This is a genomic window from Janthinobacterium sp. SUN120, from assembly GCF_030397735.1.
GTDB classification, from domain to species: Bacteria; Pseudomonadota; Gammaproteobacteria; order Burkholderiales; family Burkholderiaceae_D; genus Janthinobacterium; species Janthinobacterium kumbetense.
The window spans coordinates 1,194,869-1,218,992 of sequence record NZ_JAPUBW010000002.1 but is presented as its reverse complement, the minus strand read 5'-3'; the positions used below and the strand labels follow the sequence as shown (position 1 = coordinate 1,218,992).

Genomic DNA, 24,124 nt, shown 5'->3' with positions numbered 1-24,124 from the left:
CGCGCTGCGGCACAGCCCGCAGCCGGCCCCGGATCCCGTTTTTCGCTGTCTTGTTTCTGTTTTGCTCCCGCCCTGATTCAAGTTTTGTTGCTTTCCAGCCGTAAACCAGAGGGTATTCTCACTTTCTGGATTTCCATGCGACATTTGAGCGCCCTGTTAGCTTGCAGCCTTGCCGCGATGGCGGCCATGGCAAGCGCCAAAGATGCCCCCGCTTCGGCGAGCGCCGCTGCATCCGCGCCCATGTCGGCGTCGGCGCGTGCGGCCGCCATGAAAACCCTGACCGAATCGGTGAAGGGCAAGGAGGCCAAGGCGCCTGTCGTCGTCGCGCCGACGGCGCGCGAGAAGGAAGAAGCGGCCGAAGTCGACCTGTCCGAACGCATCGCGGCGCGCCTGGCGGAAATGCGCGCCACCCAGGCGGCCCGCGCCGCCGCCCGCGCCAAGCGCGCCGCCGTGGTGAAGGCCGCGCCGCCGCCACCGCCACCCGTGCCGCGCGGCACGCACTGGTCGTACGAGGGCGACAGCGGCCCGTCCAACTGGAGCAAGATCAATGTCGACTGGGCCAAGTGCGGCAATGGCAGCCGCCAGTCGCCGATCGACATCCGCGATGGCATGAAGGTGGAACTCGAGCAGATCAGCTTTGACTACCACCCGTCGTCGTTCAATGTGGTCGACAATGGCCACACGGTGCAGGTGGGCGTCAGCGGCGGCAATTACATCACGGTGCAGAACCGCATGTTCGAGCTGCAGCAATTCCATTTCCACCGGCCGTCCGAAGAGCGCATCAATGGCAAGGCTTTCGAGATGGTGGTGCATCTGGTGCACCGCGATGCGGAAGGCCGGCAAGCCGTGCTGGCGTTGCTGCTGGAGCGAGGTGCGCCGCAGGCGACCATCCAGACCGTGTGGAACAATCTGCCGCTGGAAAAATTCGAGACCATGCAGCCGACCATCCTGCTCGACCCGGCCGAGATGCTGCCGACGCGGCGCGATTACTACACCTACATGGGATCGATGACGGAGCCGCCTTGCAGCGAAGGCGTGTTGTGGATGGTGATGAAGCAGCCGGTGCAGGCTTCGCCGGCGCAGATGGCGCTGTTCAGCCGTTTGTATCCCTTGAATGCGCGCCCGATTCAGCCTGCCAACGGCCGCATCATCAAGGAGTCGAATTAAGAGCGCCTGAGAAATGCCCATGGCGTTGTTACCCCGCCTCGTCGTACATGCGTACTGCCTTCGGCGAGGCGCCTAGCCCTGGACTTTTTCAGTCACTCTTATGTAAATTCAAGGCGCTGGCGGCCGGTCCATTCGGCGCCGGCAGCCAGCGTATCGGGCTGGATCAGCGCCGGCTCGATGCAGAGGAAGCGCTGGTACTCGTCGTCGTCCAGGTCGGACAGGGCGGCCGCGTCTTGCGCGCCCGGGTTCCACACGACGGCATCCGTAAAGCCCTGCTGTTCCAGGCGCAGGGTATGGCTGCCGGATTGCAGGCTCAAGGCGCCCGGCAACTGGTAGTAGATGCGGTCCAGCTTGTCCGCGAATTGCAGCACCTCTTCCGCCTGCAAGGCGTCTTGCGGCGTCTCGTCCGAATAGCGCACGCGCTGCAAGCCGCCAATGCGCGCCTCGCTCAATTGATCAATCGCAAAATAGCTGTGCAGGGCGGCCGAGAACGGAAACGCCTGTTCGCCCGTGTTGTGCACGGACAGGTGCAGTTCCAGCGATTGCGCCTTGACGGCCACGCGCAGGCGCAGGGTGAAGGCATAAGGCCAGGCGGCGGCGATCGCTTCCGGCAAGTCAGCCTGGGTCAGGACAAATTGCGCCCAGGCTGCGCCATCGGCGTCGCCCGTCGATTCCAGCTGCCACGTCGCCACGCGCGCAAAGCCGTGGCGCATGCTCGTGCCGCGCGCGCCGAACTGGGGGAAGATCACGGGCACGCCGCCACGGATGGCGCGGCTGCCATCGAGGCTCGATGCACGGCTGCAGAACAGGCGCTCCTGGCCATCGCTGGTCCGCCACGAGACCAGGTGGCCGCCATACAGGGTGACGGTCGCCTGCGCGCCGTCGGCGGCGCGGATGGTCACGGCCGGCAGCTGGCCAAAAGTGCTGTTGCTCATGCTAGGCTTTCATGTCAGGTCAGGCGGCTTTTCGCCAGCGGCGGATTCTTGGCAAAGTAATTCTTGATGCCCGTGACGATGGCGTCGGCCATCTGGTCCTGGTAGCCGTTGTCGGTCAGCTTGGCTTCTTCTTCCGGGTTCGAGATGAACGCCGTCTCGATCAGAATGGAGGGAATGTCGGGCGCCTTCAGCACGGCGAAGCCGGCCTGCTCGACGGAACCCTTGTGCAGGCGGTTGATTCCGCCGATTTCGCGCAGCACGGCTTTGCCCAGCTTCATGCTGTCATTGATCTGCGCCGTCGTCGACAGGTCGAGCAGCACGCTGGCCAGCTGCTTGTCGTGGTTCTTCACGTTGACGCCGCCGATCAGGTCGGCCTGGTTTTCCTTGTTGGCCAGCCAGCGCGCGGCCGTCGAGGTGGCGCCCTTTTCGGACAGCACGAACACGGACGAGCCACGCGCCGTCGGCTGGATGAAGGCGTCGGCGTGGATGGAGACGAACAGGTCGGCCTGCACCTTGCGCGCCTTTTCCACGCGCATGCCCAGCGGGACAAAGAAGTCGGCGTCGCGCGTGAGCATGACGCGCATGTTGGGCTGCAGTTCCAGCTTGGTCTTGAGGCGCTTGGCGATGGCCAGCACCACGTCTTTTTCGCGGCTGCCCCGGCTGCCCATGGCGCCCGGGTCTTCGCCGCCGTGGCCGGGATCGAGGGCGATGGTAATCATGCGCACCACTTTCTGCCCTGGCAGCGGACGCGCTTCGGGGCGCTGTTCCGGACGGACGTCGGGCACGGGCGGCACGATGGGCGCTACCTGCGGCACCACGGCGGCCACGGGCGGCTTGCCGCTCTCGGGCAGGGGCAGCGCGGGCGGCGGCGTATGCGTGTCGGCCATGGGCGGCTTGGCCGGGTCGCTCGACCAGTCGCCCTTTTCGATCATCTGCGCGATCAGGTCCGGCTCGCGCACGGGATACAGGTCGAAGATCAAACGGTGGTTATAGGAGCCGGCCGGCGGCAGGGTAAACAGCTGCGGCGTGACTTCCTCTTTCAGGTCGAACACCAGGCGCACGACGTTGGGCCGGTTCTGGCCCACGCGCACCTGCTTGATATACGGGTCGTTCGACTGGATCTTCGCCACCAGGCCCTTCAGGGTGGGATTGAGTTCCAGCCCTTCGATGTCGACCACCAGCCGTTCCGGGTCCTTGACGATGAAGTGGGTCGCCTTGAGGATGCTGTCGTTTTCCAGGGTGACGCGGGTATAGTCCTCTGCCGGCCAGACGCGCACGGCGAGAATTTGCGCCGCCATCGCCGACATGGGCGCGAACACGGACAACAGCAGGGTGCCGCCGGCCTTGAGCACCGTGCGCCGGGTGATGGGCGAGGAAATCAAAGGTTCGGGGCGAATTTGAGACGGTGAAGGCATGACAGACCCAATTCAGAAGACGCTTGCAATTCTACATCACGTCCTGTACCCGCAACGTTCAAATAAATATTCAGGTCCGCCGGCGGCAGCACCGGTTCGGCTTTCTCCGGCCATTCGACGATGCAGATATTGCGGCCGTCGAAGTCTTCGCGAAAACCGGCGTCGAGGAACTCCTCGGCGCTGCCCATGCGGTACAGGTCGAAGTGGATGACGTTGACGCTCTGGCCATCGAGCTGCACCGTGTACGGTTCGGACAAGGTGTAGGTGGGGCTTTTCACGTGTCCAGCATGGCCGGCCGCGTGCAGCAGGGCACGGGTCAGGGCAGTCTTGCCGGCACCCAGGTCGCCGTGCAGGTAGATCGCCAGGCCAGGCGCCAGCGCGCGCGCCAGCGCGGCGCCCAGCGCGGCGGTGCCGGCTTCGTCGTGGAGGTGGGCTTTGAAGTGTTCGGTCATTATCTTCTGTATCGCATAAAATGGAGGCTGCTGTCATTGTAACCGCCCGCGCGCCTGCCGTTTTCCGTAAAGTCCCCTATGTCCGCCACCGTCACCGATCTCGCCGCCTTGGCGCGCACCATCAAAGAATGGGGGCGCGAGCTGGGTTTTGCCGAGGTGCGCATCGCCGACGTGGACCTGTCGCACATGGAAGCGCCCTTGCAAGCCTGGCTCGATGCAGGGTATCACGGCGAAATGGATTACATGGCCAGCCACGGCATGAAGCGCGCCCGCCCGGCCGAACTGGTGCCGGGCACGGTGCGCGCCATCAGCGCGCGCATGAATTACCTGCCGCCGGCGCTGGGGCCCGACTGGCGCGAACGCGAGGCGGCGCGCGACGCCGATCCCGCGGCGGCCGTGATCTCCGTGTATGCGCGGGGCCGCGACTACCACAAGGTGATGCGTTCGCGCCTGCAGCAGCTGGCCGAGCGCATCAAGGGCGAAATCGGCGACTTCGGCTACCGCGTCTTCAGCGATTCGGCGCCCGTGATGGAAGTCGAGCTGGCGCAAAAGGGCGGCTTGGGTTGGCGCGGCAAGCACACCTTGCTGATCAACCGCCAGGGCGGCTCCTTCTTTTTCCTTGGCGAGATCCTCATCGACGTGCCGCTGCCGGTGGATCCGCCGGAAACGCCGCGCTGCGGCCAGTGCTCGGCATGCATCACGGTGTGCCCGACGCAAGCCATCCTGGGGCCGCACAAGCTCGATGCGCGCCGCTGCATCTCCTACCTGACCATCGAATTGAAGGGCGCCATTCCCGTCGAGATACGGCCTTTGATCGGCAACAAGGTGTACGGCTGCGACGATTGCCAGACCGTCTGCCCGTGGAACAAGTTCGCTCAGCGCGCCGTGGTGCCCGATTTCGACGAGCGCCACAGCCTGGGCAGCGCCGGCATGGTGGAGCTGTTCGCCTGGACGGAAGAAGAATTCAACCGCCGCATGGAAGGCAGCGCGATTCGCCGCATCGGCCATGAACGCTGGCTGCGCAACCTGGCCGTCGGCATGGGCAACGCGGCTGCCAAGGCCCGGGGCCAGGCCGACATCGTCGCGGCCCTGCTGTCGCGCCGCGAGCACCCGTCGGCCATCGTGCGCGAGCACGTCGAGTGGGCGCTGGCCTTGCACGGCGTCGTTTAACTCCCTCTCAAGCCTGCTTCAGGCGCAGCGCCGACCAGTTTGCGTCGATGGCGATCATTGCCACGCTGTCGAGTCCTATGGTTTGCGCAAAATTGCGGATATCGTCGCGGTGGATGTCGCTGCCCGCCTTCACGCCACCCTTGCGGTACGCCACCCAGACCGCGCCGCCGGGCGCCAGGCGCGCCTGCGCCACCGGCAGGAATTGCTCCAGTTCCGCGCGGCTGCGCGCGAACAGCACGATCCAGTCGGCGTTTTCTCCTTCATTCACCCGCCGCTCGGCCGGCAGTTGCGCCAGCAGGGCATCGTGTTCGCCGCCGTCATTGAGCACGGCCAGGGCTTTGGCATTTTTCACATACATTTTGTCAGCGGTGGTTTTGTTAGGCATGGCAGGGACATGTCGATTGGAGAAAGACGAGCATAACAAATTTCTCCTTGACTTATCGATATATCGTTATAAAATGTCGATACCTACTAACGATATATCTTTAAAGAGAAAACATGAGAAACTCACACCACGCAGAACACGGCCATTGCGGCCAACATCATCACCACCATCACGGCGAGCACTGTCACGACCACCGCGGCGAATACGCCATGCATGGCCGCGGTCCGCGCGGCTTCGACGAGCGCGGCGACGGCATGGGCCCTGGCGGCCCCGGTGGCAGGGGCGGGCGCGGCGAACGGGCCGAGCGCGTCTTCGGCCGCGGCGATCTGCCGCTGATCGTGCTGGCGCTGATCGAGATCAGCCCCCGCCACGGCTATGAAATCATCAAGGCCATCGAAGAACGTTGCGGCGGCGCCTATGCCCCCAGCCCGGGCGCCGTGTATCCGACCCTGACCCTGCTGGAAGAGCAGGACCACGTGACGTCCTCCGAAAGCGCCAGCGGCAAAAAGCTCTACACGATCACGGACCTGGGCCGCGCCTACCTCGACGAGAACCGCGCCCAGGTGGACGGCATCCTGGCGCGCCTCGACATGTTTGCCCGCGTCCAGGCGCGCAACGCCTTGCCCGAGCGCGTGCGCCAGGCCATGCACACCCTCAAGCATGCGCTCTTGCTGAACAAGACCAGCTGGAGCGACGCGGAAGCCGAGCGCGTCTCGGCCGTGCTGGAACAGGCGGCCAACGCCATCGTCGACGGCCACTGAGCCTACTTTACAAGGATAAGCAATGACTACTGACTCAACTGCCGCACCACGTCCGCATGCCATCGAGCGCGTGCGGCATGACTTGAAACTGCGCGTGCTCACCGTCGTGCGCACCGAGCAGCTGACGCCCCACATGCGCCGCATCACCCTGGCGGGCGACGACCTGGAGGGATTTGTCTCGCCGGCGCACGACGACCACGTGAAACTGTTCTTCCCCGCCTCCGGCGAGACCACTCCCGTGTTTCCCATGCTGGGCAATGGCGCGAATCCCATCCAGTATGGGGAAGGCGCGCGTCCCATCGCCCGCAACTACACGCCGCGCCGCTACGACGCGGCGCGGCGCGAGCTGGAAATCGACTTCGTGCTGCATGGCGACGGCCCCGCAGCCAGCTGGGCGGCGCAAGCTGCACCCGGCCAGACCCTGGGCGTGGGCGGACCGCGCGGCTCGATGCTGGTGCCGCTTGATTTCGACTGGTATGTGCTGGTGGGCGACCAGACGGCCTTGCCGGCCATTGCCCGCCGCCTGGAGCAGCTGCCGGCCACGGCGCGCGCGACGGCCGTGATCGAGATCGTCGAAAACGGCGAACAGATCGCGTTGGAGTGCGCGGCGCAGCTGGACGTGCGCTGGGTGGCGCGCCATGGCCGCAAGGGACCGCTGCTGCTGGAGGAATTGGCGCAGGTCGCCTTGCCGCAGGATGGCGATGGCTACGTGTGGGTGGCGTGCGAGCATGCGCAGGTGCAGGGCTTGCGCGGGCATTTCATCGACGCCGGGGTGCCGAAGCAGCATCTGCACGTGGCCAGCTACTGGAAGCATGGCGTGGAAGAGCACCATGAGCATCACGACGACTGATTAGATACTTGAAACCTCGATCCGGGGTCTGACGCCGGATTTCAGTCTACTTCAACAACCCCGCAAGCTCCACCGCCGTCTTGACCTGCATCTTGTCGAAGATATGCGCGCGGTGGACTTCCACGGTGCGCATGCTGATGCCCAGCTTGTCGGCCACCACCTTGTTCATCTTCCCCGCCAGAATCAGGTCCAGCACTTCGCGCTCGCGCGTCGACAGGGTGGCCAGGCGCGCGTGCACGGCAGCCAGTTCGCCTGCCTGGCGCGAGTTGGCCAGTCCCTGCTGCACGCGGTCCATCAGGTCGTTGTCGTTGAACGGCTTTTCAAAGAAATCGAAGGCGCCCCGTTTCAGGCTGTCGACGGCCATCGGCACGTCGCCGTGGCCGGTGAGGAAAATCACGGGCAGGCGCGCTGTCAGGTCGCGCTTGACCAGCTGGTCGAACAGGGCGATGCCGTTCATGTCGGGCATGCGCACGTCAAGCAGCACGCAGTCGCCGGCGGCGTCGAAGCTGCCGTCCAGGCTATCGAGGAATTGCTGGGCGCTGGCGTAGTTGCGCGCCTCGATGCTGCGCGAGGCGGCCAGCCAGGACAGGGAGTCGCGTACGACCTCTTCGTCGTCAATGATGTGCAGCATGGTGTCTCCGGATTGTCGTTATGCGTTATTCGTTAAGGCGAGTGCGGCGCGCGCGGCGCGGCCGGCACGCTGAATGTAAAGATCGTACCGCCAGCGGGGTTGGCGCCGAAGGTCAGCGCGCCGCCGTGAAATTCGATGGCGGTGCGGCAGATGTTCAGGCCCATGCCCATGCCTTCGGACTTGGTCGAGAAAAACGGCGAAAACAGCCGCTCGGCCACGTCCTGCGGGATGCCGTGGCCATGGTCGATCACGTCCACCGTCACCATGCCTTGCTGCGCGTCGTGGCTGGCCCGCAGGCGCATGATACGCCGTCCCGGCGCCGCATCCTGCATCGCTTCGATGGCGTTGCGGGTCAGGTTCAGCAGCACTTGCTCGATCATCACGGGATCGGCACGCAGCAGCGGCAGGTCCGGCGGCAGCTCTTCCTGGATGGTGACATAGTATTTGCGCGCCTGCAGGTCGATCAGCGCGCGGATGCCGTCGATCAGGGTGCGGATGGCGATATCCTGGCGTTGCGGCTCGCTCTTGCGCACGAAATCGTGCACGCTGCGGATGATCTGGCCGGCCCGCTGCGCCTGCGCGCTGGCCTGTTCCAGCGCCGGTTTTAATGTGCCCGGATCGACGGGGGCGTCATGCTCGATGGCGCGGCGAATCAGGTTCAGCGCGCCCGTCGTGTAGCTGGAAATGGCCGCCAGCGGCTGATTTAATTCATGCGCCAGCATCGACGCCAGCTCGCCCATGGTGGCCAGGCGCGAACTCGTTTGCAGTTTTTCCTGCTGCTGGCGATTCAATTCCTCGACCCGCTTGCGGTCCGAGATGTCGAGCACGGAACCCATCCAGCCCGTCTGCTGGCCGTTCTTGTCCACCAGCGGGGCCTCGAAGATCAGCACGGGCACGCGCGTGCCGTCCGGGCGCTGGAAATAGGTTTCGAACTGCGGCGTGGGATTGCCGGCCAGCGCCTTGACGAAGCGCTGCTGGTATTCTTCCAGCGCCTCGGGCACCCAGTAGGGCATGGGCGGCAGGCGCCCCAGGATTTCCTCGGGCGGATAGCCGACGATCTGGCAGAACGCGGGATTGACGTATGTGACTCTCCCTTCCAGGTCGCGCGCGCGCATGCCCGTCACCAGCGAGTTTTCCATCGCCGTGCGAAACAGCATCTGCTGGCGCAGCGCGCCTTCGGCCACCAGGCGGCGCGAAATATGCCGCCACAGGGCCAGCAAGCTCCACAGCAGTCCCAGCGACAGGGCGATGACGGAGCCGACCAGCAGATTGGGCAGCAGCTTGGGCTGGCTTTTCACGCTGTCGGTAAACAGGGTGATGGTGGCGCCGGGCACGTCGAGCGCGCGCTTGTGCGTGTACACGCCGTGGCCGGGGCCGGCCGCGGCGCGCCGCGCCAGCACCTTGTCGTCGCGGTCGATCAAGGAGATCTGGTTATCCTGCGCAAACCACCACGGCACCATTTCATCGAGCAGGCTGCTGATCTGGTAGGTGGCCACCAGGCTGCCCACATAGCGCTGGCCATCGAACAGGGGCTGGTGGTAATCCATCAGCATGGCACCCGGCGGCGCATCGGGAAAGCCGCTTTGCTGCGAAGGCTGGGCATATTGGCCCCGGTGCAGGCGGCGTGCATTGTCGGCCGCCGTCAGCGAGGCCGCCGAAAACGACAGCGCATGCGGCAGGCTGTTGTCGCTGGTGGCCAGCACCTTGCCGCTGGTGTCGAGCCACAGCACGCGCTGCAGTTCGCGGCCATTGCGCAGCATCTGCTGCAGCCGTTCGTGCACTTTTTCCGCGCCCAGAGAGGCGCTGGCGATGTCCACGCCCAGGTTGAACAGGCTTTCCTCGTTGCGCGCCAGCTGGAAGCGGATGGTTTGCTCCACCCACAGGGTGTCGGCGATCAGTTGCTCCTGGCGCTCGTTGCTTTCCATCTGGCGCGCCTGCCAGGGCAGCCAGAACAGGATGGACAGGAACAGCAGCAGCAGGATGACGGGCAGCAGCCAGCGCATCGGGCTCGATAGCTTGAAGCGGCGCGCAAAGGTGGGGGAAGTCGGCATGGCTGGCAGGGTAGCGGCTTATCGGGAGCCGGCTATTGTGGTTAACCACAATAGCCGGAGTAGTTTCTTTAGCAGAATATCCAAGTAGACAAAAAATAAAGTTTTTTAAAAAACCACTCAGGAGACAAAAATGCAACTGCCGCCAATGAAAACCCTGTTCGTCGCGCTGTGCGCCGCGATCGGCGCCACCGCCGGCGTCCACGCCTACGCGCAAGCGCCGATCGTCATCAAATTCAGCCACGTCGTGGCCACCGATACGCCGAAAGGCCAGGCCGCCGAGCGCTTCAAGCAGCTGGCCGAAAAAGCCACGAATGGCAAGGTCAAGGTCGAACTCTACCCGAACAGCCAGCTGTACAAGGACAAGGAAGAACTCGAAGCCCTGCAGCTGGGCGCCGTGCAGATGCTGGCGCCGTCGCTGGCCAAGTTCGGCCCCCTGGGCGTAAAGGAATTCGAAGCGTTCGACCTGCCCTACATCTTCCCCACCAAGACGGCGCTGTACAACGTCACCGAAGGCGAAATCGGCAAGAGCCTGCTGAAGAAACTGGAACCCAAGGGTATCACGGGCCTGGCCTACTGGGATAACGGCTTCAAGGTGATGTCGGCCAACAAGCCGCTGCATACGCCGGCCGACTTCAAGGGCCTGAAAATGCGCATCCAGTCGTCGAAGGTGCTCGACGCACAGATGCGCGCGCTGGGCGCCAACCCGCAGGTGCTGGCCTTCTCGGAAGTGTATCAGGCGCTGCAGACGGGCGTGGTCGACGGTACGGAAAATCCGCCATCGAATATGTACACGCAAAAGATGCATGAAGTGCAAAAGCACGTGACCGTGTCGAACCACGGTTACCTGGGCTATGCCGTCATTGTCAACAAGAAATTCTGGGATGGCTTGCCGCCCGAAATCCGCGGCCAGCTGGAAAAAGCCATGCGCGAGGCGACCACGTTTGAAAAAGCCATCGCCCAGCGCGACAATGACCAGGCCCTCGACGCCATCAAGAAGGCGGGCAGGACGCAGATCTATACCCTGACGGTGCAGGAGCAGGCCGAGTGGCGCAAGGCGCTGGCGCCCGTGCAGAAGGCCATGGAAGCGCGCATCGGCAAAGATCTGATCTCGGCCATCAACAAGGAAAGCGCGAAATAAGCCGCAGGCTGTAGCGCGCCGCGCCGCCTGGCGCGGCAGGCAGGGCACCCTGCCAGTCCGTTTGAACGACTCCTGCGCGTCCTGCGCGGGAGTGCGTGTACCCGCATTCTTTGAAAGTCCACCATGAAATTTCTGGATCACCTGGAAGAGTGGCTGATCGCGTCCCTGATGGGCGCCGCCACCTTCATCATCTTCGTCGCGGTCGTGCACCGCTACCTGGCGGGCTTGCCTATCCCCGGCCTGCAAGACTTCCTGATTCAAATCAATACCAGCTGGGCCCAGGAACTGTGCATCTACATGTTCGTCTGGATGGCCAAGTTCGGCGCCGCGTACGGCGTGCGCACGGGCATCCACGTGGGCGTCGACGTCTTGATCAATCGTATGAATCCCCGCTGGCGCGACCGTTTCATCGTCTTCGGCCTGGGTGCTGGCGCTCTGTTTACCGGCGTCGTGGGCACGCTGGGCGCCAGCTTCGTGTGGTCGATAGGCCACACGGACCAGACGTCGGCCGACATGGAAGTGCCCATGTGGCTGGTCTACCTGGCCGTCCCGCTCGGTTCCTACCTGATGTGCTTCCGTTTCCTGCAGGTGATGGTGCATTTCATCAAGACGGGTGCCTTGCCGAAACACGACCACTCGCATGTCGAGGGGCTGGAAGACGAATTGACGGCGGAAGAAAAAGGAGCCAAGGCATGAACGCGCTGATCATCTTTGTATTGCTGCTGGTGCTGATGCTGACCGGCATGCCGATTTCCATTTCGCTGGGCCTGACGGTACTCACCTTCCTGTTCACCATGACCAGCGTGCCCATCGAATCGGTGGCCCTGAAGATTTTCACGGGCATCGAAAAATTCGAAATCATGGCCATCCCGTTCTTCATTTTGGCGGGTAACTTCCTCACGCATGGCGGGGTGGCGCGGCGCATGATCAACTTCGCCAGCTCCATGGTGGGACACTGGCATGGCGGCCTGGCGCTGGCCGGCGTGATGGCGTGCGCGCTGTTTGCCGCCGTCTCCGGTTCCAGCCCCGCCACGGTGGTGGCGATCGGCTCCATCATCCTGCCGGCCATGGTCAAGCAGGGCTATCCGCGCGGTTTCGGCGCCGGCGTCATCACCACCTCGGGCGCCCTGGGCATTTTGATACCGCCATCGATCGTGATGGTGATGTATTCCGTCAGCACCAACACGTCCGTTGGCAAACTGTTCATGGCGGGTGTGATTCCCGGCATGATGCTGGCCATGCTGCTGGGCCTGACCACGTGGTTTTTGGCGCGCAAGCACAATTATCCGCGCATGCAGAAGGCCAGCTGGGGCGAGCGCTTCGTGACGTTCAAGAAGAGCGCCTGGGGCTTGCTGCTGATCGTTATCGTTATGGGCGGTATCTATTCGGGCGCCTTCACGCCGACGGAAGCGGCCGCCATGGCTGCCGTGTACGCCTTCATCATCGCCGTCTTCGTCTACAAGGACTTGAAGATCAAGCAAGTGGGCAAGGTCTTGCTCGATTCGGCCGCCATGTCGGCGATGCTGTTGTACATCATCACGAATGCCGTGCTGTTCTCGTTCCTGATGACCAGCGAAAACATCCCGCAAGCGATGGCTGAATGGATTACGGGCAAGGGCCTGGGCGTGATCAGCTTCTTGTTGGTGGTCAACGTGCTGCTGTTGTTGGCGGGTAACGTCATGGAACCGTCGTCCATCGTGCTGATCATGGCGCCGATTCTGTTCCCCGTCGCCATGAAGCTGGGCATCGACCCTGTGCACTTCGGCATCTTGATCGTGGTCAACATGGAAGTGGGCATGTGCCATCCGCCCGTGGGCCTGAACCTGTACGTGGCGTCCGGCATCACGAAGATGGGCATCTCGGAGCTGACCGTGGCCGTGATGCCGTGGCTGCTGACGATGCTGGGCTTCCTCGTGCTGATTACCTACGTACCACAAATCTCGCTGTGGTTGCCAAATTTAATTTACAACTAAAACAGTTGTCCCCGTCATGGTGCAAAAAAAGTCGATCCGGCCGAATAAATGCGCTATGATGGGCAGCCTTAAGGGGAAACACGTATATGCATATGCGCCCTGGTAGCAAGGCTGAAATACAGAATTGGTAACAAGGTTAGTGGGGGAGTGGTCTATAAAAACGGTATTGATACCGGGGATATATTGAGGAGACACACGTTTCACAGAAGTTGTTGAGTCATAGCTGTCTGCGGCCACAAGCCGGCACCGGCGGACCCAAACGACCGGGAACGTGAAGCAATATTTGAAGCGCACCGACTGGTGCGCTTTTTTTTCGTGCGGGGGAAACGTCCGCCGGCACGCCCAAAGTCGGTGCATAATCACCGGGGCGCAGCCAGATGCGCCGGCAGGTTGTATATATGCCACACTTGAAATTTGATCAGCAGATGAAAAAACAACAGGGCAGTGAACTGTTCAGCGCCATCGTGGCCGCGCCGTTCGGCGCCATGGGCGTGCGCGCGCAGGATGGCCGGGTATGCGAACTGGTGTATTTGCCGCCGCACTTCGCGGAAAAAGACGCGCAGGATACCGTCTCCGAGCGGGCGTGCCAGCAACTGGCGCGCTATTTCCTTGATCCCGATTATATCTTTGACCTGCCGCTGGCAGACGCGGGCAGCGCCTACCAGCAACGGGTATGGGCGGCGATTGCCGGCATTCCGCGCGGCCAGGTGCGCACGTATGGCGACGTGGCGCGCCTGATCGGCTCAGCCCCGCGCGCCGTGGGCCAGGCCTGCGGCGCCAACTGGTTTCCCGTGGTGATCCCCTGCCACCGGGTCACGGCCGCGGGCGGCCTGGGCGGCTTTGCCCACCACGACGATGCGACAGGCTTCCACTTGGGCGTCAAGCGCTGGCTGCTGGCGCATGAAGGCGTCGAGGGCATGGGGTGGTCCAAACGATGATGAACAGCCTGCTGGCGCCCGACAACACTACCCTGATCGATGAATTCTGCGACAGCCTGTGGCTGGAAGACGGCCTGTCGAAGAACTCGCTGGACGCCTACCGGCGCGACATGCGTCTGTTCGCGCGCTGGCTGGAAGTGAACCGGCCCGGGCGCGAGGGCCTGTACGAGGTATCCACGGCCGACATCGACGCGTATTTCGCGGCCCGCCACGACGAGAGCAAGGCGACGTCGTCGAACCGGCGCTTGTCCGTGCTCAAGCGCTTTTACCAGCTGGCCTTGCGGCACAAGCATATCGCGGCCGATCCGTGCCTGAAGATGGTCTCGGCCAAGCAGCCGGCGCGCTTCGTGCACACCTTGAGCGAAGCGCAGGTGGAAGCCTTGCTGGCGGCGCCCGACGTGAGCACGCCGCTGGGCCTGCGCGAGCGCACGATGCTGGAGCTCATGTATGCGAGCGGCTTGCGCGTGTCGGAACTGGTGGACTTGAAATCGGTGGAACTGAGCCTGAACGATGGCGTGCTGCGCATCACGGGCAAGGGCAGCAAGACGCGCCTGGTGCCGTTCGGCGAGCAGGCGCGGCTGTGGATTGAGCGCTACCTGAAGGAAGCGCGCGGCGTCATCCTCGATGGGCAGATGGACGATGCGCTGTTCGTCACGCGGCGCGGCGGCGCCATGACGCGGCAAATGTTCTGGGTCATCATCAAGAAACATGCGTTGAGCGCCGGCATCACGGCACCGCTGTCGCCGCACACCTTGCGCCATGCGTTCGCCACGCATTTGCTCAACCATGGCGCGGACTTGCGTGTTGTGCAATTGTTACTGGGGCACTCCGATATTTCCACCACGCAGATTTACACGCATGTGGCCCGCGAACGGCTGAAACTGCTGCATGCGCAGCATCATCCGCGCGGCTAAAAATTTTGTATTTGCTCCAACTGCGTCATAATGTGCCCTATGTGCTTATCTGTAACAATAAAAAACTAAAGAGGTAGTAAATGGCCAAGACAAATTTCCAATACGAAAAACGGCAAAAAGAGCTGGAAAAGAAGAAGAAAGCCGAGGAAAAAGCCAGACGCAAGCTGGAAGCGAAGAACAATCCGAAACCGGCCGATGGCAGCGAAGGCGATGAGCCGGAAGCGGACGACGCCGACGTCGACGCAGATCCGGCCGCCGAAGGCGACGCACCCGCCCAGCCCCAGTAACTCCCCGTTCCTGACGACCGGTGCGGCATCGCCGCGCCGGTATCCCCTCGTTCTCCCTTCCCCCGCTACAAGCGTGGCCGCTGGCCAAGCGCCAGTTGCAGCTGCGTGCTGGCCATGGCCGCATCGGCGCGCGCCTGCACATAGCCCTGGTACGCGTCATCGGCCGAGCGCTGCGCCGCCAGCCATTCCAGCAGCGAGGCATTGCCGCTGAAGTAAGACAGGCGCATGCCGTCGACTACCTTTTGCGCATCGACCAGCACGCCGTCGCGGTAGCGCGCCAGCCTGTCCTGCGCCGCATGCAGCTGCCGCTGCGCCGTGCGCACTTGCGTCTCTGCCTGTAATTCGGCCTGGCGCAGGGCCAGCATCGCTTGCGTGACCCCTGCTTCGGCTTGCACCACGTCGCCCTTGTCGCGCCGCGACAGGGGGATCGGGATGGCCAGCGAGATGGACAGCGCACGGGAGCGGGGCGCGCCATCGACGGGATTGCCGCTGGCGTCGATGCCGTCATGGTAGCCGCGCGCGGCGGCCAGGCCTACGGTCACGGTCGGGTCGACGGCGCGGTTGGCGCGCACCAGCGCCGCACCGTCGCGCAGGTTGTCCAAGGTGGCGCGGGCTATGCGCACGTCGTTGCGGGCCTCGAGCGCCTGCGGCACCAGCACGCCGGCGTCGCCGCCCTCGTACGCGGCGAAGTCGCACGCCAGCTGCGCCTGCGGAAACAGGCCATCGAACTGGCGTCCCAGCGGCGGCGACAGGGCCAGCATGGCGCCATCGGCCTCGCTGCGCGCCTGCGCCAGGTCGGCCTGGAACTGGTCGCGTTCCACGCGCGACTGCAGCAGCTCGATGCCGCCCACGTCGCCCGCCTTGCGCCGCACGGTATTCGCTTCGACTACCTTCGACAGGGCCGCCATGGTCTGTTCCTTGCGCGCGAGGACCTCGCGCGTGCGGCACGCTTCCGTGAACGCGGCGGCGGCCGTGCCATACAGTTCGCTCCTGAAACCGGCCACCGTTTCCTCTGCCAGCGCGACATTGCTGTGCGCCGCCTTCAAGCGCGCGGCGCGCTTGCCGCCCGTCTCGATGGCCATGCTGATGGCCGGATTCCACGTGACGGGACGGTGTTCGACGCTGCGCACGGTTTCGCGCGTGGCGCCCAGCGTGAATTCCGGGTCGGGACGCAGGCCGGCGATGCCGATGCCGGCCTTGGCCGAGGTGATGCCTTCCTGCTGCGCCTGCAGTTCCAGACTGTGGCTTTCCACGGCGGACAGATAGGTTTCAAAGCTCAAGGGTGTGGCAATGGCGCATGGAGCAATCAGCCAGGCCGCCAGCAGTACATTAAAACGTGTCATGGGTATCTCCTTCGGTATCGACTTGGCGTTTTTGCAGGTGCGCCTCGATCAGGTAATACAGGGCCGGCAACAGCAGCAAGGTCAGTGCGGTCGCCGTCACCAGGCCGCCCACCACGACGGTAGCCAGCGGGCGTTGCACGTCGCTGCCCAGGCCCGTCGCCAGCATGGCCGGCGTCAGCCCCAGGGCGGCCACCGTGGCCGTCATCAGCACGGGACGCATGCGGTCGCGCGCGCCTTCCAGCACGGCCTCGCGCAGGCTTTTTCCCTCGTCGCTGCGCAGGCGGTTGATCTGCGCCAGCATCAGCACGGCATTCAGGACGGCCACGCCGAACAGGGCGATGAAGCCGACGGCGCTTGACACGTTCAAGGTCATGCCGCGCAGGTGCAGCGCGGCCAGGCCACCGAGCATGGCCAGCGGCACGGCCAGCAAGACCAGCGCGGGCTGGCGCAGGTTGCGGAACTGGCCAAACAGCAGCAGGAACATGGCGCCCAGGGTCATCGGCAGGATCAGCGCCAGCCGGCTTTGCGCGCGCTGCAGGTTTTCGAACTGGCCGCCCCATTCGACGCTGATGCGCTGGTGTTCATCGGCCACGGCTTGCGCCACCAGCGGGCGCGCCTCGGCCAGGAAGCCGGCCAGGTCGCGCCCGCGGGCATTCAGGCGCACGATGATGTGGCGCCGCCCCATTTCGCGCACGATTACGCTTTCACCCGAGGTGGTGCTGATGGTGGCCACTTGCGCCAGCGGAATCCTCGCGCCGTTGGCGGCGTTGAGCTTCAAGTTGGCGATGGCGTCCGGGCTGGAACGCGTGGCCGGCGGGAAGCGCACGGCGATGTCGTAGCTTTTCTCGCCCACGTACACCTGGCCGATGGGCGCGCCGCCGATGCCGGTGGCGATCAGGTCGGCCACGTCGGCCGCATTGATGCCGTAGCGGGCCGCCTTTGCCCTGTCCAGTTCCACCTTCAGGTTGGGCAGCGGCGGCTCCACGTCCACCGCCACGTCGGAGGCGCCAGGGATAGTCTTCAGGACATTTGCCACCTTGCCGGCGATGCCGCGTACTTCGTCGAGGTCATTGCCGAAGATTTTCACCGTCAGGTCGCTGTGCGCGCCCGACAATTTATCTTGCACGCCGTCGATCATCGGCTGCATGAAAGCCACCGTGACACCGGGCATGCTGGCGAAGCGCGCGTTCATTTTGGCGATCAACTGCTGCTTGCTCATGCCCGACTTCCAGCTCCTGTACGGATGCAGGCCCACGCTCGCCTCGATGTGCGACGGCGTCCAGTAATCGGTGCCGTCGTCGTTGCGCCCCGTCTGCGTGACGATGGTCGACACTTCGGGAAACTCCAGCGCGGCGTGCCGCAGTTCGCTGGCCATCTCGGACGCCTTGTCCAACGTGATCCCGGGTGGCATCTGTACCTGCAACCACAAGGAGCCTTCATCGAGGTAGGGCAGGAAGTCGCGCCCGATGCTGCCGCCCAGCAGCGCCAGGCACGCCAGCGAGGCGGCGCACACCATCGCCACCCAGCGCTTCTTGCCCACCATGCGTTCGAGGAAACGGCCGTACGCGCCCGCCAGCTTGTCCAGCGCGCGGTTATGGAAGGTGCGGCGCGGCTTGCGCAAGGCCAGCCAGGCCAGGCCCGGGATCAGCACCAGCGCCACCACCAGCGCGCCCACCAGCGCCGCGCCCACCGCATACGCCATCGGCGAGAACAGCTTGTATTCGATGCGCTGGAAGGCGAACAGGGGTAAATAAGCGGCGATGATGACGGCCATGCCGAACATGATGGGGCGCGCCACCTGCAGGGTCGCATCGATGGCGTCCTGCAGGGTGAGGGGCCGTTCCTGCTCCCGTTCGCGGCGGCGCAGCATGTTTTCCAGCACCACCACGGAACCGTCAACGAGGATGCCGAAGTCGATCGCCCCCAGCGACAGCAGGTTGGCGGGAATTTTAAAATGGTGCATGAAGATGAAGGCGATCAGCAGGGCCAGCGGAATCGTCAGCGCGACGATGGCGGCCGCGCGCGGGCTGCCCAGGAACAGCAGCAGCACCAGGGCGACGAGCAGCATGCCTTCGCCCAGGGTAAAGCCCACTGTGTGCAGGGTGGCGTCGATCAGCGAGCTGCGGTCCAGGTAGGGCACCACTTTCACATCCTTCGGCAGCACATTGGCATTCAAGTCATCCACTGCCGCATGGATGCCGGCCAGCGCTTCGGACGGATTGAAGTCCTTCAGCAGCAGGGTGATGCCTTCGATGGTGTCGGGATTGTCATCCTTGCCGAGGATGCCGCGCCGCTCCACGTTGCCGTAGGCGAGCTTGCCCAGGTCCTTCACCAGCACGGGCACGCCATCCTTGCTGCTGACGACGACGTTGCCCATGTCGTCCAGCGAATGCAGCAAGCCCACGCCGCGCACCACGTACGATTGCTGGCCGCGGTCGATGACGCTGCCGCCGCCGCTGATATTGTTGGCGTTGATGGCGTCCTTGACCTGCGCCAGCGAGAAGCCGTAGCTGTCGAGTTTTGCGGGGTCGAGTTCCAGCATGAATTGCGTGGTCAAACCGCCGAAATTGCTCACATCGGCCACGCCGCGCACCTGCTGCAGGCGCGGGATCACGGTCCAGAACTGCAGCTCGGACAGTTCGCGCAGGCTGCGGCTTTTCGATTCCAAGGTGTAGCGGTAGATTTCGCCCGTGGGCGAGGTATAGGGATCGAGTCCCGGCTTGGCGTCATACGGCAGGTTGACGCTGGCGAGGCGTTCCTGCAGCCGCTCGCGCGTGAAGTAGCCGTCGCTGCCATCCTCGAACACCACCGTGATCAGCGACAGGGCGAACAGACTGCGCGTGCGCAGCACGTGCATGCCGGGCGTGCCGAGCAGGGCGCGTTCGAGCGGAATGGTGATCTGCTGCTCGATTTCCTCGGCGCCCAGGCCCGGCACCTGCGTGACGATTTGCGAGGTGACGTCGGCGATGTCGGGATACGCCTCGATGGGCAGCTGCTTCCAGCAGTAGACGCCGTAGGCGGCGACGAACAGCAGTACCAGCCAGACGATGCCGCGCCGCTGGCAGCAGGTGGCGATGAAACGGTCAATCATTGAGCAGCACTCCTTCCTTGACGACGATGCGTTCGCCCGCCTTCAGGCCGGAGACGATTTCCACTTGGTCGCCATGGCTGGCGCCCACTTCCACCGCGCGCGGCGAGAACACCAGCGCGCTGCGCTCGACCATCACGCGCGTCGAGGGCCCGCTTTGCAGCAGGGCGGACGCTGGCACGAGGAGGGCGCGACGGGGCGCGCCGGCGAACCCCGCGTGGGCGAACATGCCGGGCTTGAAGGCGCCGGCGCGGTTGTCGATGGCCACGCGCACCTTCACCGTGCGCGTCTCGGGGTCGAGCACGGCGCCCACATACGCGACCTTGCCTTCGAAAGCCTTGCCGGGCCAGGCGTCGACGGTGATGCTGGTCGTTTGTCCCACGGCGACCTGCGCCAGGTCCCTTTCGGCCACGTTGGCCGACAGCCACACGGTGGACAGGTCGGCCACCGTCATCACGGGCGCGTTGATATCGTTCCAGTAGCCGCCCTGGGCGCCTTCCATGGCGATCACGGTGCCGGCGATCGGCGAACGCAGCACATAGTCGCGGCGCGACCCGCGCGCTCCGGCGCCATACTGCGCCAGCTTGTCGGCGCTGGCCTGGGCGTCGCTGCCGGCCTGCGCAAAAGTGGCCTGCGCCGCCTCGTACTCCTTGCGCGCGGCGATTTCCGCCTCGAACAGGGTTTTCTGGCGTTCCAGTTCCTGGCGCGCCTGCAGCAGGGCGGACCTGGCTTTGCTGTCGTCCGCGTAGGCGGCGCTCAGTTCCGCCGAGTCCAGCGTGAACAGCGGATCGCCCGCCTTCACGCTATCACCCAGGGCGCGCTGCAAGCGCGTGATGCGCCCGGCCAGGGGCGGCGTGATCTTCACCAGCTTTTCCGGCATGGCTTCGATGCTGCCCGGCGCTTCCGTCTGCGTGGCGATGTCCTGTTCCAGCACGGCGGCGACCTGCAGGCGCTGGCGCAGCGGCGACATCTTGTCGACGGCGATGCTGCCGTCGTCCAGATGCATCGCTTGGACGGGCGGCGTGGCTGCCGCCGTCGGCTTGGCGCAGCCGGCCAGGGCCGAGCAGGCGAGAGCGAGGGCGCAGCTGGCGCCCAGGGCGTTGCGGGTGGTCGTGTTCATCCCGTGTTTCCTTGTTATTGATGGTGAGGGGGCATGCGTGGATGCCGTGCCCAGGCGGGCAATGAGAGGGGCGCAGGTGGCGCAGGCAGCGTCACAACAGCGCCGGGAAAGCATAGCAATGTGGTCCTGAAGAAGCGCCCAAGAACGCCTGAATCATTCTTCAGGTTCCGTGCGCGCACGGTGCGGCGCGGTAAAATGCCAGCATGGAAAACACGGCGTAATGCGAAAGGCAGGCATGAGAATCCTCCTGGTGGAAGACGACCGCAAGGCGGCGCGCCTGCTGGCGCGCGGCTTGCAGGAAGAAGGCTTTGTTGTCGACGTGGCCCACAGCGCGGAAGAAGGCGAAGAGGAAAGCTACGCCGTCGATTACGACGCAATCGTGCTGGACTGGATGTTGCCGGGCAAGCAGGGCATCGATTTTTGCCGCGACTTGCGCGCGCGCGGCATCCAGACGCCCGTGTTGATGCTCACGGCGCGCGACGCCACGGCCGACCGGGTGACCGGCCTGAACACGGGCGCCGACGATTACCTGACCAAGCCGTTCGAATTCGAGGAGCTGCTGGCGCGCATTCGCGCCCTGTTGCGCCGCTCCGACATCAGCCGCCCGCTGGTGCTGGCGCTGGCCGACCTGACGCTCGATCCCGTCAGCCACCAGGCGACGCGGGCTGGCACGCCGCTGGTGCTCACGCCCAAGGAGTACGCCATCCTGCTGATCCTGCTGCGCCAGGCGGGCGAAGTGGTCAGCCGCGCGCGCCTGGCCGAGCAGATCTGGCAGGCGGACCTGATCGGCATCGACAACCTGATCGATGTCCACGTGCGCAACCTGCGGGGGAAAGTGGATGCGCCGGGCTTGCCGGCCTTGATCCACACGGTGCGCGGACGCGGCTTCCGCCTGGCGGAAAACAACGGTGGCTAGCTTTCGCAAGCGCCTGCTGCTGGTGCACCTGGCCGTCATCCTCGCCATCGTCGCCTGTACGGCGCTGGCCGGTTACTGGGGGCTGTCGCGCGCCGTGCATGGCCAGCTCGATGCGGCCCTGCTGGCGCTGGCCGAGACGGAAATGGCCATGCTGCCGGCCGCGCCGCGCCAGCCCGTGCAAGTGCACGAGGTGGCGCCGGGCCAGGCGCCGCCGTCATTGACGCGGCTCGACCGCCTGGTGCAGATCATTGATGGCGAAGGCCGCGTGCTGGCGCGCAGCCGCAACCTGGAGGCGGCGCAATTGCCGGCGCCTCCCGCCTTGCTGGCGCGCCTGGCGGCCGGCGAGACCATTTTCGAGACCCTGCCGAAGTTCGGCGAAGAGCCGCTGCGCATGGTCTCGATTCCCGTACCTTCGTCCGGCGCGCGCCTGGCGGTGCAGGTGGCCGGTTCGCTCGACGACACCAATCACGTGCTGGCCGCGGCCACCGTGCTGTTTGGCGCCATGGCGCTGGCCCTGCTGGCGGCCGTGGGCCTGGCCGGCGAAATGCTCACGCGCCGCGTGCTGGGCGCCATCGACGACGTGGTGGACCAGGCGCATTCGATCGGCGAAGCCAGTTTGCACCAGCGCCTGCCCCATCCCGGTACGCAAGACGAGATCGGCCGCCTGGTCGATACCCTGAACGCCATGCTGGACCGCCTGGAACACGGCTACGATGCGCAGCGCCGCTTCACGGCTGACGCTTCGCACGAATTGCGCTCGCCCCTGTCGCGCCTGCGCACGGAAATCGAAATCACCCTGCGTCGCCCGCGCGAGTCGCCCGAGTATGTCGATGCGCTGGCCTCCTGCCTCGATGAAGTGCAGCGCCTGACGACCCTGGTGGAAGAGCTCTTGATGCTCACGCGCCTGGACGTGGGCCAGGAGCGCAACGCGGTGGAAACCATCGAACTCAATCCGCTCGTACGGGCGGCGGCGCAGCGTCTGGAAAAGGCGGCAGCGCAGCGCGGCATCCGCATCGTCTTCGATGCAAGTGTCGACGTGCAGGCCAGGGTGGCGGCCGGCCCGGTCGACCTGGTGCTGGCCAATTTGCTGGACAACGCCGTGAAGTTTTCGCCGTCCGGCAGTGTCATCAGCGTGCACGTGGCGCGCGACGGCGGCGACGCGCTCGTTGGCGTGAGCGATGCAGGACCGGGCATCGGCGTGGAAGACTTGCCGCACCTGTTCGAGCGGTTTTACAGGGGCGCCCAGGCGCGTGCGGGCGAGGCGCCCGGTTTCGGCCTGGGCCTGGCCCTGTCGCAAGCCATCGTGCATGCATACGGCGGCAGCATCGAGGCGCAGAACCGCCCGCAAGGCGGCGCGCTGTTCCTCATGCGCCTGCCCGCTTCAGATTGAAGGCGCGACGCCTTCCCAGCGCACTTGCCGCACTTGCGGCCAGGCGCCCGCGCGGTTGACGAAGCGCACCAGCACGGCGCGCTGCACGGCCTGGCACAGCACCGTGGCGATCAGCTGCACCACCTGCCTGGCTGCGTCCCAGCTGCGCAGCATTTGCGACGGCGCCAAGCCCGCGCCCTTGAGTTCGGCCAGCAGCAGGCGCACGACGTGGTCGGCCTGCGCCGCGGGGCAGGTGACGGTCAGGCGGTAGGTGGCGACGGCCGGACCGCGCTGGACAAACCAATGGAAGAATTTTTTCATCATCACACTCCCCGTTCGGCGACAAATTCCGCGTTGTTCACCAGCGCCCAGCGCACGGCCGAGACGCTGCCTTCCAGGCTGACCTGGCTGACGATCTGTTCCAGCAACCCCAGGCTGGACAGGGGCGTGAGCAGGTCGGCCCGCACTTCGATGCGTCCGGCGTGCGCGGCATCCTCGCTGTGCAAGGATTGCAGCATCAGGGCCGGCATGCCGCTGATCATGCGCAGCATCAGGTTGCGCACGAGGATTTCCTGCTCCGCCTCGCACACGGCCGTCACGCGGTAGATGCTTTCCGTCTCGATGCCCGCTTCGCCGCCGTGCGCGTTGATGCGTTGCGCCAGGTGGCGCAGCACGAGGTTGGCCACCAGGACAAATCCCGTGCCGATGGCCGCTTCCAGCGCGAACCCCAGGCCGCACAGGATGCCGATGGCGGCCGAGCACCACAGGGTGGCGGCCGTGTTCAAGCCGCGCACCGTCATGCCTTCGCGCATGATGACGCCGGCGCCCAGGAAGCCGATGCCGGACACCACCTGCGCGGCGATGCGCATATGGCCGGCGCTATCGCCTTCGAGCACGGAAACCATCACGAACAGCGAGGCGCCGACGGACACCAGCGCGTTCGTGCGCAGGCCCGCCATGCGCTGGCGCAGCTGGCGTTCGGCGCCGATCATGGCGCCCAGGGTCAATGCCGCGGCAACGCGCAGCGCAAAGTCAAATACCACCATCAGTTTCTCCCGGCTGGGGAGGAACAGGCGAGTGCAGGGGCGAAGACAATTCGCCCCGAAAGGGGGCAGCAGACGATAACGGTGGAACGATGAGGAGGGAAGTGGCGGCGAGAGAATACTGCCGCTGATAAAACCGCACCTTGCCATGGACAGGGCGGGCGGAATGCGCGCGTCT

At 64.9% G+C, this 24,124-nt stretch carries 24 protein-coding genes; 12 read left to right on the top strand and 12 right to left on the bottom strand.

Annotation, left to right across the window (positions count from 1 at the left end; all coding sequences use genetic code 11):
- Positions 1 to 77: 77 nt before the first annotated feature.
- Positions 78 to 269, bottom strand: coding sequence for a hypothetical protein (locus tag O0879_RS15170; protein ID WP_251351786.1), 192 nt, complete (start codon positions 267 to 269; stop codon positions 78 to 80).
- On the opposite strand from O0879_RS15170, the gene O0879_RS15165 reads away from it, so the two are divergent.
- Complete coding sequence (locus O0879_RS15165) at positions 187 to 1,167, top strand: carbonic anhydrase family protein (protein WP_289903613.1); 981 nt, start codon at positions 187 to 189, stop codon at positions 1,165 to 1,167. The genes O0879_RS15170 and O0879_RS15165 overlap by 83 nt on opposite strands.
- A 98-nt stretch (positions 1,168 to 1,265) precedes the next feature.
- On the opposite strand, the gene O0879_RS15160 is transcribed toward O0879_RS15165, so the two are convergent.
- The 3 genes from O0879_RS15160 to tsaE are packed head-to-tail and all read right to left on the bottom strand — an operon-like array spanning position 1,266 to position 3,969.
- Positions 1,266 to 2,102, bottom strand: coding sequence for a D-hexose-6-phosphate mutarotase (locus O0879_RS15160; protein WP_289917193.1), 837 nt, complete (start codon positions 2,100 to 2,102; stop codon positions 1,266 to 1,268).
- Positions 2,103 to 2,116: 14 nt separating this feature from the next.
- Positions 2,117 to 3,517, bottom strand: coding sequence for an N-acetylmuramoyl-L-alanine amidase (locus O0879_RS15155; RefSeq protein ID WP_289917192.1), 1,401 nt, complete (start codon positions 3,515 to 3,517; stop codon positions 2,117 to 2,119).
- Positions 3,481 to 3,969: a tRNA (adenosine(37)-N6)-threonylcarbamoyltransferase complex ATPase subunit type 1 TsaE gene (tsaE, locus tag O0879_RS15150; RefSeq protein WP_034780043.1), complete on the bottom strand. Its 489-nt coding sequence runs from the start codon at positions 3,967 to 3,969 to the stop codon at positions 3,481 to 3,483. Before tsaE ends, O0879_RS15155 begins: the two co-directional genes overlap by 37 nt.
- A gap of 78 nt (positions 3,970 to 4,047) precedes the next feature.
- Here tsaE and queG point away from each other — a divergent pair, with 78 nt between their 5' ends.
- Positions 4,048 to 5,139: a tRNA epoxyqueuosine(34) reductase QueG gene (gene queG / locus O0879_RS15145; RefSeq protein WP_289917190.1), complete on the top strand. Its 1,092-nt coding sequence runs from the start codon at positions 4,048 to 4,050 to the stop codon at positions 5,137 to 5,139.
- Positions 5,140 to 5,146: 7 nt separating this feature from the next.
- On the opposite strand, the gene O0879_RS15140 is transcribed toward queG, so the two are convergent.
- Positions 5,147 to 5,491 (bottom strand): DUF3052 family protein, encoded by a 345-nt coding sequence (locus tag O0879_RS15140; RefSeq protein WP_289911416.1) that lies wholly within the window; start codon positions 5,489 to 5,491, stop codon positions 5,147 to 5,149.
- Positions 5,492 to 5,637: 146 nt separating this feature from the next.
- Here O0879_RS15140 and O0879_RS15135 point away from each other — a divergent pair, with 146 nt between their 5' ends.
- Complete coding sequence (locus O0879_RS15135; RefSeq protein WP_289911415.1) at positions 5,638 to 6,285, top strand: PadR family transcriptional regulator; 648 nt, start codon at positions 5,638 to 5,640, stop codon at positions 6,283 to 6,285.
- Between the two features lie 22 nt (positions 6,286 to 6,307).
- Positions 6,308 to 7,135 carry a siderophore-interacting protein gene (locus O0879_RS15130; RefSeq protein WP_289917188.1) on the top strand — a complete coding sequence of 276 codons (828 nt, stop codon included), beginning with the start codon at positions 6,308 to 6,310 and terminating at the stop codon, positions 7,133 to 7,135.
- Positions 7,136 to 7,181: 46 nt separating this feature from the next.
- Here O0879_RS15130 and O0879_RS15125 read toward each other — a convergent pair whose 3' ends face one another.
- Together O0879_RS15125 and O0879_RS15120 are read right to left on the bottom strand one after the other, a co-directional pair.
- Positions 7,182 to 7,766 carry a response regulator gene (locus tag O0879_RS15125; RefSeq protein ID WP_034780029.1) on the bottom strand — a complete coding sequence of 195 codons (585 nt, stop codon included), beginning with the start codon at positions 7,764 to 7,766 and terminating at the stop codon, positions 7,182 to 7,184.
- A gap of 32 nt (positions 7,767 to 7,798) precedes the next feature.
- Positions 7,799 to 9,817: a PAS domain S-box protein gene (locus O0879_RS15120; RefSeq protein WP_289911413.1), complete on the bottom strand. Its 2,019-nt coding sequence runs from the start codon at positions 9,815 to 9,817 to the stop codon at positions 7,799 to 7,801.
- Between the two features lie 145 nt (positions 9,818 to 9,962).
- On the opposite strand from O0879_RS15120, the gene O0879_RS15115 reads away from it, so the two are divergent.
- The 6 genes from O0879_RS15115 (at position 9,963) to O0879_RS15090 (ending at position 15,067) form a co-directional block, all read left to right on the top strand.
- Entirely contained in the window at positions 9,963 to 10,955 is a 993-nt protein-coding gene (locus tag O0879_RS15115) for a TRAP transporter substrate-binding protein (protein WP_251351784.1), read from the top strand.
- 123 nt (positions 10,956 to 11,078) lie between these two features.
- Positions 11,079 to 11,651: a TRAP transporter small permease gene (locus O0879_RS15110; protein WP_289917186.1), complete on the top strand. Its 573-nt coding sequence runs from the start codon at positions 11,079 to 11,081 to the stop codon at positions 11,649 to 11,651.
- Positions 11,648 to 12,928 carry a TRAP transporter large permease subunit gene (locus tag O0879_RS15105; RefSeq protein WP_289917184.1) on the top strand — a complete coding sequence of 427 codons (1,281 nt, stop codon included), beginning with the start codon at positions 11,648 to 11,650 and terminating at the stop codon, positions 12,926 to 12,928. Before O0879_RS15110 ends, O0879_RS15105 begins: the two co-directional genes overlap by 4 nt.
- Positions 12,929 to 13,353: 425 nt before the next feature.
- Complete coding sequence (locus tag O0879_RS15100) at positions 13,354 to 13,866, top strand: methylated-DNA--[protein]-cysteine S-methyltransferase (protein ID WP_289917181.1); 513 nt, start codon at positions 13,354 to 13,356, stop codon at positions 13,864 to 13,866.
- On the top strand, positions 13,863 to 14,780 hold the full coding sequence (gene xerD / locus O0879_RS15095) for a site-specific tyrosine recombinase XerD (protein WP_251351763.1): 918 nt from the start codon (positions 13,863 to 13,865) through the stop codon (positions 14,778 to 14,780). Before O0879_RS15100 ends, xerD begins: the two co-directional genes overlap by 4 nt.
- A gap of 80 nt (positions 14,781 to 14,860) precedes the next feature.
- Positions 14,861 to 15,067: a hypothetical protein gene (locus O0879_RS15090; protein WP_102296696.1), complete on the top strand. Its 207-nt coding sequence runs from the start codon at positions 14,861 to 14,863 to the stop codon at positions 15,065 to 15,067.
- A gap of 65 nt (positions 15,068 to 15,132) precedes the next feature.
- Here O0879_RS15090 and O0879_RS15085 read toward each other — a convergent pair whose 3' ends face one another.
- Genes O0879_RS15085 through O0879_RS15075 form a run of 3 tightly spaced genes read right to left on the bottom strand, consistent with a single transcriptional unit; the run spans position 15,133 to position 20,618 of the window.
- Positions 15,133 to 16,410, bottom strand: a complete 1,278-nt coding sequence (locus O0879_RS15085) for a TolC family protein (RefSeq protein ID WP_289917180.1) — start codon at positions 16,408 to 16,410, stop codon at positions 15,133 to 15,135.
- On the bottom strand, positions 16,397 to 19,501 hold the full coding sequence (locus O0879_RS15080) for a CusA/CzcA family heavy metal efflux RND transporter (protein ID WP_289917179.1): 3,105 nt from the start codon (positions 19,499 to 19,501) through the stop codon (positions 16,397 to 16,399). Before O0879_RS15080 ends, O0879_RS15085 begins: the two co-directional genes overlap by 14 nt.
- A complete protein-coding gene (locus tag O0879_RS15075; protein WP_289917178.1) occupies positions 19,494 to 20,618 on the bottom strand; it encodes an efflux RND transporter periplasmic adaptor subunit in 1,125 nt (374 codons plus the stop codon). Before O0879_RS15075 ends, O0879_RS15080 begins: the two co-directional genes overlap by 8 nt.
- A 235-nt stretch (positions 20,619 to 20,853) precedes the next feature.
- Between O0879_RS15075 and O0879_RS15070 the strand changes: the two genes are divergently transcribed.
- Complete coding sequence (locus tag O0879_RS15070) at positions 20,854 to 21,534, top strand: response regulator transcription factor (protein WP_289917176.1); 681 nt, start codon at positions 20,854 to 20,856, stop codon at positions 21,532 to 21,534.
- A complete protein-coding gene (locus O0879_RS15065; protein ID WP_289917175.1) occupies positions 21,527 to 22,924 on the top strand; it encodes an ATP-binding protein in 1,398 nt (465 codons plus the stop codon). The genes O0879_RS15070 and O0879_RS15065 overlap by 8 nt, the downstream gene beginning before the upstream one ends.
- On the opposite strand, the gene O0879_RS15060 is transcribed toward O0879_RS15065, so the two are convergent.
- Both O0879_RS15060 and O0879_RS15055 read right to left on the bottom strand, forming a co-directional pair.
- Positions 22,916 to 23,227, bottom strand: coding sequence for a hypothetical protein (locus tag O0879_RS15060; RefSeq protein WP_289917173.1), 312 nt, complete (start codon positions 23,225 to 23,227; stop codon positions 22,916 to 22,918). The genes O0879_RS15065 and O0879_RS15060 overlap by 9 nt on opposite strands.
- Positions 23,227 to 23,949, bottom strand: a complete 723-nt coding sequence (locus tag O0879_RS15055; protein WP_251351757.1) for an MgtC/SapB family protein — start codon at positions 23,947 to 23,949, stop codon at positions 23,227 to 23,229. Before O0879_RS15055 ends, O0879_RS15060 begins: the two co-directional genes overlap by 1 nt.
- Between the last annotated feature and the right edge of the window lie 175 nt (positions 23,950 to 24,124).